This window comes from Pedobacter sp. CG_S7, from assembly GCF_040544395.1.
Lineage (GTDB): Bacteria > Bacteroidota > Bacteroidia > Sphingobacteriales > Sphingobacteriaceae > Pedobacter.
Genome location: NZ_JBEONS010000004.1, coordinates 170,812 through 180,378 on the forward strand (window position 1 = coordinate 170,812; position 9,567 = coordinate 180,378).

Sequence of the window (9,567 nt, forward strand, 5' to 3'; positions counted from 1 at the left end):
TCTATTCCTCGTACTTTTTGAAAATCACAGATGCATTATGTCCACCAAAACCAAAAGTATTACTCAATGCAGCACGGACAATTCGTTTTTCAGCTTTATTAAAAGTGAAATTCAATTTAGGATCAAATTGAGGATCGTCTGTAAAGTGATTGATTGTTGGAGGAATAATATCGTTTTTAATAGCAAGAATGGAAGCTATTGCTTCTACTGCACCTGCAGCACCCAATAAGTGTCCTGTCATAGATTTTGTAGAACTGATGTTTAACTTATAAGCATCTACACCGAAAAGATCTACGATTGCTTGAGTTTCAGATACATCACCTAATGGAGTTGAAGTACCGTGAACATTGATGTAATCAATATCTGCAGCAGACATTTTCGCATCATTCAAGGCATTTGTCATCACCATTTTAGCACCTAACCCTTGAGGATGAGGAGCTGTAATGTGATTTGCATCAGCACTCATTCCGCCACCAACAATTTCCGCATAGATTTTGGCACCACGCTTTTTAGCATGTTCCAGTTCTTCAAAAATGATGGTACCTGCACCTTCACCAGCAACAAAACCATCACGGTCTTTATCGAAAGGTCTGGAAGCAGTAGCTGGGTCATCATTACGCGTAGAAAGGGCATGCATGGCATTGAAACCGCCAATACCAGCTTCATTGATGATGGCTTCAGATCCGCCGCTGATAATAACATCTGCCATATTAAGACGAATGTAATTATAAGCATCGATCATAGCATTCGTTGAAGAAGCACAGGCAGAAACGGTAGCAAAATTAGGGCCTCTTAAGCCATATTTGATGGAGATATGTCCTGAAACAATATCAATAATCAATTTTGGAATAAAGAATGGGTTAAATCTTGGCGTACCATCGCCAGAGAAAAAATTCCTCATTTCTTCCATAAAGGTCTTTATGCCACCAATACCCGAGCCCCAGATCACACCAATACGATTGGTATCCAATTGGGTAAAATCGAAATTGCCATCTTTAACAGCCTCAGCTGTAGACGCTATAGCATATTGAACAAATTGATCTAGTTTGCGGGCTTCTTTTCTATCCATGAAATCTTCAGGATTGAAATTCTTCAACTCACATGCAAACTTGGTTTTGAACTTTGTGACGTCAAAACTTGTAATAGGCGCAGCGCCGCTCACACCGTTTAGTAAACCGTCCCAAAACTCTGGGACGGTATTGCCAATAGGAGTGAGCGCACCTAAACCTGTAACTACTACTCTTTTTAATTCCATTTATACGGATTATACGGAGACCGTATGTTTACTTTACGTTTTTCTCTAGATAAGCAACTGCTTGACCTACTGTACCGATGGTCTCAGCTTGATCATCTGGAATTGCAACATTGAATTCTTTTTCGAATTCCATGATAAGTTCCACGGTATCCAAAGAATCCGCACCTAAGTCGTTTGTAAATGAAGCTTCGGGGGTAACCTCGCTCTCATCAACACCTAATTTTTCAACGATAATAGCCTTAACTCTTGAAGCAATATCAGACATAATGTTATAATTTTAATAAGTAAATAATTCAGTGCAAAGAAAAATAAATTCTAACACAATTCAAATGTTTTATTTCACTATCAATTTTAATGATTTTTTTTGAACTGTAATGTAAAATTACTTTTATAATTTCGTATCTTAAAATAAAGAAACTGTTTTGAACAAAACTTACCTCAAACTTTCCTTAAATTTTGATTTTATTTTACTCGCAATCACCGCATCCTTAAAGGATTATGTGCTTTGTCACCACATAAATACCAGGCTTAATTTTAATTTTGAAAAAGTCGCTGATCACCAGGTTTATTTCAATATTGACGAACCACCGCTCTCTTTTTCCAAATATTTTTTTTATTTAGAAGAAGGCGATAATGAGTATTTTATCATAAACAACAGAAATCCAGAAGGGTTTTTGATTCCTGAGATGAATAAGGTGGATTTTTTTATGGTGATTCATCAATATTTGGATAATGAAGACCTTAATTATATTTTGACAGGGTTAAGGAAACTAACTGATATTCAGGCGGCTGTAAGAGTTGATCCCATCAAATTGAAGTCGAGGGAGAATTTGATTATATAATTTTTACATTGTAGGTGTATTAAATACACTATATTTGGTTTTATAATATTTTTTAATAACAAAATTAACTGATTATCCTAGGATAGAAATTATTCTTAAAAATTCTCTGTTAGTTATAAATAATTGTAAAAAAATGAAACCTTTTCATTCAAGAACGAAAATAGTTGCCACATTAGGACCGGCCTCAGCAAAACCAGAAGTTTTATTTAGTATGTTTAATGCAGGTTTAGATGTCTGCAGACTTAATTTCTCTCATGGTTCACAGTCTGATCACCAGGAAGTTTTAAATACCATTCGCGACCTTAACAAAAAACACAACTATAATGTTGGTATTTTGGCCGATTTACAAGGCCCAAAAATACGCATTGGAATGGTGAAAGATGGTGGTGTACACTTAGTTAATGGAACTAAGATTATACTAACCACTAAAGAATGCATTGGTAATGAAGAGCGTATTTACATTACTTACAGTACTTTTCCTAATGATGTAAAAGCTGGAGAGATTATCCTTTTAGATGATGGAAAACTCCAAATGCGAGTTATTGAAACCAATTATAGTGACGAAGTAATTTGTGAAATTGTTCATGGCGGTATTCTTACTTCCAGAAAAGGTGTTAATTTACCTAATACCAAAGTTTCTATACCATCTTTAACTCCTGAAGATCGCGATAACCTTGAGTTTGTGCTTAAAAATGATGTGGAGTGGATCGGACTTTCTTTTGTTCGGAATGCAGCGGATATTGTTGAGTTGAAGGAAATCATTAAACAAAGAGGTAAAACAGCAAAGGTTATTGCTAAAATTGAAAAGCCTGAAGCTATTGCCAATATTGATGAAATTATTGCCGTTTCAGATGGTATTATGGTTGCTCGTGGTGATCTTGGGGTAGAGATGCCAATGGAAGAAGTTCCATTATTGCAAAAAATGATCGTTAACAAATGTAGAGCAGCGTCAAAGCCTGTAATTATTGCTACTCAAATGTTGGAGAGTATGATTACAACGCCTAGACCAACACGTGCAGAAGTTAATGATGTGGCCAACTCGGTACTTGATGGTGCAGATGCGGTGATGTTAAGTGGGGAAACCTCTGTTGGTGAGTTTCCGCTGATCGTTATTGAAACGATGCAAAAAATCATTCAGAATATTGAAACCAACGACTATCCTTTCCATCCGGAAAAACATTTAATTCAAGGTTCAGAAAGCTTTTTAAGTGATGCTATTTGCGATACTGCTGCTTTCCTTTCTAAACAAACCAATGCTGTTGGTATTGTATCGATGACTGTAAGTGGTTATACGGCATATCAAATTTCTAGTCACAGGCCAAAAGCGTTAACTTATATTTTTACCAGTAACGTCAATCTGTTGAATACGTTAAGTTTAGTGTGGGGTGTTCAAGGTTTTTATTATGATAAATTTGATAGTACTGATGATACGATTCAGGATGTAAATAATTTGTTGAAAGAAATGAAACTGATTAAGACAGGTGATGTCATCATCAATACTGCTGCCGTTCCAATGGAGCGTAAAGGAAAGACAAACATGTTAAAAATTACAGTTATTGAATAACATAGCTCAGGAATCAAAAATTTTTATACTTTTGCATTCCTGAAAAGGAGAGGTGTCCGAGTGGCTGAAGGAGCACGCTTGGAAAGCGTGTGTACCTCAAAAGGGTATCGAGGGTTCGAATCCCTCTCTCTCCGCCAGTTTCAATATCAAAATCAACTAAAAGCCTGCAAATCAAATGATTGAAGGCTTTTGTGTTTTAGTCAAAACCCCAATTTATTCACGTTTTCCCACCAAAAAGGTGAGTGATTCGGTGAGTAGATTTTAAGGTTCCAGTTTACTCACCGAATTGCTCGTAAGTTATTGACATACAACTTGTTCAATAACTAAACATCTTGACTTATTGTATCTGCAAAGCTAAATTTGCATCGTCTAATTAATTGTTTTTAATGGCGGTGCAGCTCCCGTCCCGAAAATCGGGTCTGGGGTTGTTTCACTTTTTAATGTTAAAACATTATGAAAACCAATTTCAGCTTACTCTTTTATTTAAAGAGACCAAAAAACTATCAAAAAGGCCCTATTCCGGTTTACATGCGCATAACCGTAGACGGGAAACGTTCGGAAGTCGCTACAAGCAGGGAATGCGAGCCAACGGAATGGAGCGTCGGCGCAGGCCGGGCTAAAGGGACAAGAGAAAAGGTCAGGTCATTTAATGCTTACCTGGACAACCTTCAAACCAAAGTCTATGATGCCTGCGAGTTCTTAGATAATGCAGACGCTGATATTACAGCAGAAAGCATTAAAGAAGTATTCATGGGCAAGGTGGAGAAACCCCTGATGCTCCTTGAAATATTTGCAGAACATAATCGAAAGGTAGCAGCTTTGGTAGGCGCTGAATATGCCGCGGGCACACTGCAGCGATATGAAACTTCGCTAAAGCATACAAAGGATTTTTTGGAATGGAAATATAAAAAGCCAGATATGGACATAAAAAGGATCGATCATGACTTTGTTACCAATTATGAGTTTTACTTGCGTACAGAGCGGAAATGTGCCAATAATTCAGCCGTTAAATACATTAAGAACTTTAAAAAGATTATTCGCATATGTTTGGCGAGCGGATGGATTACAAAAGATCCCTTTGTTAATTATAAAGCGAAGGTTAAGCAAGTTGACCGGGTATTTTTAAATCAGGAAGAATTGCAGTCGATTACTGACAAGGTATTTGCTACCAACAGGATTGGTCAGGTCAGAGATATTTTCCTGTTTAGCTGTTATACAGGACTTGCGTATGCTGATGTTAAAAAACTCAAAAGAACAGAGATAGTAAAAGGTGTAGACGATGGTATGTGGATATTCACTAAAAGACAAAAGACTTCTACTCCCACTCGTGTACCGTTATTGCCAGCGGCGTTAAGCCTGCTGAATAAATATAAAGATCATCCTGTTTGCAGTAATAACGATACCGCCTTCCCGGTATCATCTAATCAAAAAATGAATGCTTATCTCAAGGAGATCGCAGACATTTGCAGCATTAATAAGGACCTGACCTTTCATATTGCGCGCCATACGTTTGCCACTACGGTAACACTTTTAAATGGCGTACCTATTGAGAGCGTGAGCAAAATGTTAGGCCATACCAATATTAAGACCACCCAGCATTATGCCAAGATACTGGATATTAAGGTCGGTGCCGATATGGCTTTATTAAGGCAGAAATTTGCTATTGAGTAACTAGTCAACAACTTGATGTCGCAAATTGCGACATCAAGTTTAAAATGTTATTATTAAGTTTTAAAATATAATCGATACTAAGATGACGGGAGAACTGACAATTCCTAATGAGACAATAATGAACCAGATCTATTATATCCGTGGTCAAAAAGTGATGTTAGATACTGATCTGGCGGCACTTTATGAGGTAGAAACCAAGCAGCTTAAAAGACAAGTAAGACGAAATGCAGAACGTTTTCCTGAAGACTTCATGTTTGAGCTGGCTCCTGAAGAATATCATTCTTTAAGGAGCCAAAATGGCACCTTAAAACGGGGTGAACACGCGAAGTACCTTCCAATGGCATTCACAGAGCAGGGCGTATCCATGTTATCCAGCGTATTAAACAGCAACAGGGCAATTAAAGTAAATATACAGATCATCCGAATATTTACCCGCATCCGCCAACTATTCGTGGACAATACGGAATTGAGATTGGAAATTGAAAAGATCAAAACGAAACTAGACAACCAGGACAAAAATATGGAAGTTGTTTTCCGCTACCTGGATGAACTGATCGACCGAAAAGTAGAACCCAAACCAAGGAAAATAAAGGTTTTAAATCTGATGATTTATAATAATCTAATTGTTAATGTAATTAGTGATATTAAAGTTCCCATCTATTACATCCACTAAATCACTGCAAGGCATTGAATTATACTCGTTATTACTCCGATCCAAAATAAAACGGTACATAACTACTTGTTTTGGGTCTAAACAGTTATCAACGGCAGGCGGAACTAAAGCCGTATTAAGACCAATGCCTTCAGTAGCACAGCTTGGAAAGATTATTCCGGTGAATGGAACTCTTTTAACCTCCGTAAAATAATATCGAATTGCTTCATATAATGCACTTAAGATATAATAACACTCATTATGTGCCATGTTCATTCTGGATAGTTGAGAAAAATAACGCAGGAAATTAAATATAAATTCAAATGCTTCTTTTGAATAATTCTTTTTCAAATCTGACAGATAAGAATATGTGGCATTGCTCAGTTCAGGATTTGTTCTTAGATGTTTTTCATCAAAACATAAATTAACTACCGGAAAAACTCTGTTTAATCGCCATAATCCTATTGTCATATCCTGTAATTCCGCAGGATCTGTTTGGGAAATAAGCGCCTTACAGCTTTCGAGGCATCCTGTAAAACTAAAATTCAGTCCGTTATTCGGAACAGGCAATGAACCGTAAAATATTGGTATCCCAGGAGCATTAAATCTACCCGCGTTAATCTTACTTGGGTCACGATTGTAAGAAATCTCTGATTGGTTAGTAAATATTTCTCCATTATAATTGGGCCTCGCCCTTATTATACCCATATCCTTATTGAGCTTGGTAGCCATTAATGGCACACCATCGAATATTTCAACAAAGTTCCAGAAAGCTTCATTATAGTTTTTGTCAATGGCCTGTTCAAACAGGAGCTCTTTTATGTTTTTAAAATGCCTATTAAACTTGCTTATATTTTGATCTAAATAGCTAATGACATCCTCTGATCCTGAAAAATCATTTTTCAGAGCCTTTTTTTCAATTAAGTCTATTTGTCCCATATCCCGCGTAGCTATTAGGAGTTTTACTAATAAATAATATATCAAAGATACCCGGAATGTCAAGCCTTTTTTGAAATGTTGAAAATTTGACGCACGTTCCGTTTTACTTGCGACTTAGGACAGACTAAGCTTTTGAAATTTACCCTATCAACAATTAATTAAGTTTTGCTGGACAAAATATAACACCATCTTATCAAGGTGTTAAACAATTGAGTGGACTACATGCAATTTTGATCATTAATATCAAAGTGGACTTTGTTGGGTAATAATCTTTACGTACTTCCCAGCATTACCCAATTGAAAGGATAAGGTCGTCTTTAATTTGAAAAAATCACTAACGGTAAGTCAGAAGTATGAAAGCAAAGGGAAAACCTTACAAATTAGTATTAATGGCAGATACTGAAATAAATATCACACAAGGTGTGTGATAGGTGTGAGTTTTTTTCTGCGCTTACCGTCAACTTCGTATTAAATATAAATTATATGGAAACATTTCAGTTATTAACCAAAGCAGACCTGGAGGACTTTAAGAAAGACCTTATGCAGGAAATTAAAACACTTATTCATCCGCAGGATATGCAGACCAGGCAATGGCTCAAAAGCGCAGAAGTCCGTAAACTATTAAACATTTCTCCGGGTACTCTGCAAAATCTGCAGATTAATGGTACGCTGACCTATACTAAAGTAGGCAGCATTTTATATTACAGGTATACAGATATAATGAAAGTATTAGAAAATCATCAATAAATTCTTTAATTATGAAACTATCATATCCGGCAGACAATTTTTTAAAAAAAGCGGCTTGCGATAGCCGTTTGCTGCCCTCGCACATCAGCCTGTTTATGGCGATATTCTATTCCAGTCCTGAACACAAACCAGAAAGCAGCTTTCAGATAACACGTAAAAAGCTCATGCACTTTTCCCGTATCAGGTCCATCGCCACTTACCATAAGTGTATCCGGGATTTGGTAAATTATGGATACATCATTTATCAGCCCTCCTATGATCCATTTCGGGCAAGCACAGTATCATTAATTCTTTAGAATGCGATGAAGATCCCGGTTAGGCGCATTTCAGCACTGCCTGTAGTAGAGAGTGGTGTCCTTTTCCCCCTAAAGGAAAAGGAGCAAGCGGAAGTCGGGCAGAGCCCGACTTGCTTGCCTGCTACGCAGGGAAAGCCACTATTAAGTATACTCCGGGTATATTTTACCGCCTTGAAAGCCCTGAAAGAACAAAAACGGTATACCTGAGAGTATACCAAGCAATAAAAAACAAGCCTATGAAAACATCAGAGGAAAAATCGATCCGCTTTCCACTAAGCGTTCACCAGAAACTTCAAAAGCTCGCATTAAAACATGGACGAACCCAGATACAGCTGTTTATGCAAATGGTAGATTATTTCTACAGGACTAAGAAAGACCCAAAAGATATAAACGATGAGCTATTAAAGAATACCCTTGCCGATAATCATAAGACCTATATCAAATTCATCCGGACACAGGAGCAAGATCTTTTGATCCCCATCAAAACAGAGATAGACAGGATGATCGAAAGCCAAAGGAAAGTGCTGAACTGTTTTAACGAACAGGTACTTAATGCAAACGACAACCTGCTAAACAGGCAGGAAACCCAGATACAGAAATTCGCAGAAACAGATAAAGTGATAAGGATTATCGCAGAAAAACTGGAGATCAAGGAAAAGCTGAAACAGAAATTCCTGTATATCCTGAACACTTATATTAAGACAAGGGACCAGTTCGGACTGATGACTTCGGCCAAAGAGAAGGAAGAACTGGTACAGGAGACAAAACAGCAAGTCAGTAATCTCTAATAAGAAACACAGTCATGTACATAAATATCACCGACAGCGAGACAGCCAGCAATAAAGGGAGCAGCGCAGGTCTGGTTCATTACCTTGAAAAAGAGAACCGTCTGGATAAGGAAAAAGCGCCTGAGCATTGGTTCAGTAACGGACAGGACACTATTCAAGCTTACGAAGTCAGGAACACCTTAGATAGCAACGTAGCAAAGCTTGGAAAGATAGATGCTAAGTTCTTCCTACTTAATATCAGCCCAAGTCAAAAGGAAATCAGCCACCTAAAAGAGTTATACGGCGAAGAAGCAAAAGAACAATTGAAAGCCTACGCCAAAACGATAATGGATGAATACGCCCGCAACTTTAAGCGTCCGGGAATTGAAAGCGGTAAAGACCTGATTTGGTTCGGCAAACTGGAAAACCATAGGTATTACAACCACCACGACCCGGAAGTAAAGCAAGGGATCAAAAAACGGGGCGAACGGAAAGAGGGAGATCAAATGCACGTTCAGATAATCGTAAGCCGGAAGGATGCAACCAATAAGATCAAGCTAAGCCCGATGAACAATTCGAGGGGAAGCAATGCGGAGCATTCTAAAAAGGTCGGGCAGTTTGATCGTTCAGCGTTTAAAAATTCGGGAGAACGATTATTTGATCAGAAATTTAGCTTTGAGCGGGAACTTAGCGATACTTTCCGGTATGCCAATACTCGAAAGAAAGGAAGTATACAGGAATAAGACCGTTGCAAAAGCAACAAGTCAGAATTATATTAACTTTTTGGATTTTTTGTTTTTTTAGTTTTGGGTTTTTTTGACCAAAAGTGTCGAA

At 37.6% G+C, this 9,567-nt stretch carries 12 protein-coding genes and 1 tRNA gene; 10 read left to right on the forward strand and 3 right to left on the reverse strand.

All coding sequences use genetic code 11. From position 1 onward, the window contains the following. Position 1: 1 nt before the first annotated feature. Together fabF and AAKU52_RS04570 are read right to left on the reverse strand one after the other, a co-directional pair. A complete protein-coding gene (fabF, locus tag AAKU52_RS04565; protein ID WP_354330701.1) occupies positions 2-1,255 on the reverse strand; it encodes a beta-ketoacyl-ACP synthase II in 1,254 nt (417 codons plus the stop codon). 28 nt (positions 1,256-1,283) lie between these two features. Then, positions 1,284-1,520 carry an acyl carrier protein gene (locus AAKU52_RS04570; protein WP_031266521.1) on the reverse strand — a complete coding sequence of 79 codons (237 nt, stop codon included), beginning with the start codon at positions 1,518-1,520 and terminating at the stop codon, positions 1,284-1,286. Positions 1,521-1,677: 157 nt separating this feature from the next. Here AAKU52_RS04570 and AAKU52_RS04575 point away from each other — a divergent pair, with 157 nt between their 5' ends. The 5 genes from AAKU52_RS04575 (at position 1,678) to AAKU52_RS04595 (ending at position 6,005) form a co-directional block, all read left to right on the forward strand. Next, positions 1,678-2,097, forward strand: coding sequence for an IPExxxVDY family protein (locus AAKU52_RS04575; protein ID WP_354330705.1), 420 nt, complete (start codon positions 1,678-1,680; stop codon positions 2,095-2,097). Positions 2,098-2,230: 133 nt separating this feature from the next. Beyond that, a complete protein-coding gene (gene pyk / locus AAKU52_RS04580; protein WP_354330707.1) occupies positions 2,231-3,661 on the forward strand; it encodes a pyruvate kinase in 1,431 nt (476 codons plus the stop codon). A gap of 46 nt (positions 3,662-3,707) precedes the next feature. Next, positions 3,708-3,798, forward strand: a tRNA-Ser gene (locus AAKU52_RS04585). A gap of 316 nt (positions 3,799-4,114) precedes the next feature. After that, entirely contained in the window at positions 4,115-5,332 is a 1,218-nt protein-coding gene (locus AAKU52_RS04590; RefSeq protein ID WP_354330709.1) for a site-specific integrase, read from the forward strand. Positions 5,333-5,414: 82 nt separating this feature from the next. Then, positions 5,415-6,005 carry an ORF6N domain-containing protein gene (locus AAKU52_RS04595; RefSeq protein ID WP_354330711.1) on the forward strand — a complete coding sequence of 197 codons (591 nt, stop codon included), beginning with the start codon at positions 5,415-5,417 and terminating at the stop codon, positions 6,003-6,005. On the opposite strand, the gene AAKU52_RS04600 is transcribed toward AAKU52_RS04595, so the two are convergent. Further along, complete coding sequence (locus tag AAKU52_RS04600) at positions 5,952-6,923, reverse strand: hypothetical protein (RefSeq protein WP_354330713.1); 972 nt, start codon at positions 6,921-6,923, stop codon at positions 5,952-5,954. The two genes, AAKU52_RS04595 and AAKU52_RS04600, sit on opposite strands and share 54 nt — an antisense overlap. A gap of 483 nt (positions 6,924-7,406) precedes the next feature. On the opposite strand from AAKU52_RS04600, the gene AAKU52_RS04605 reads away from it, so the two are divergent. From AAKU52_RS04605 to AAKU52_RS04625, 5 genes are read left to right on the forward strand one after another with little or no spacing between them, the layout of a single operon-like run. Beyond that, a complete protein-coding gene (locus tag AAKU52_RS04605; protein ID WP_354330715.1) occupies positions 7,407-7,670 on the forward strand; it encodes a helix-turn-helix domain-containing protein in 264 nt (87 codons plus the stop codon). Between the two features lie 11 nt (positions 7,671-7,681). Further along, a complete protein-coding gene (locus AAKU52_RS04610; protein ID WP_354330717.1) occupies positions 7,682-7,966 on the forward strand; it encodes a hypothetical protein in 285 nt (94 codons plus the stop codon). Positions 7,967-7,972: 6 nt separating this feature from the next. Continuing rightward, positions 7,973-8,173 (forward strand): hypothetical protein, encoded by a 201-nt coding sequence (locus AAKU52_RS04615; RefSeq protein ID WP_354330719.1) that lies wholly within the window; start codon positions 7,973-7,975, stop codon positions 8,171-8,173. A gap of 29 nt (positions 8,174-8,202) precedes the next feature. Continuing rightward, the gene (locus AAKU52_RS04620) at positions 8,203-8,754 is read left to right on the forward strand and encodes a BfmA/BtgA family mobilization protein (RefSeq protein ID WP_354330721.1); all 552 of its coding nucleotides are present in this window, start codon (positions 8,203-8,205) and stop codon (positions 8,752-8,754) included. 14 nt (positions 8,755-8,768) lie between these two features. Beyond that, positions 8,769-9,476 (forward strand): DUF5712 family protein, encoded by a 708-nt coding sequence (locus AAKU52_RS04625; RefSeq protein WP_354330723.1) that lies wholly within the window; start codon positions 8,769-8,771, stop codon positions 9,474-9,476. Positions 9,477-9,567 lie beyond the last annotated feature (91 nt).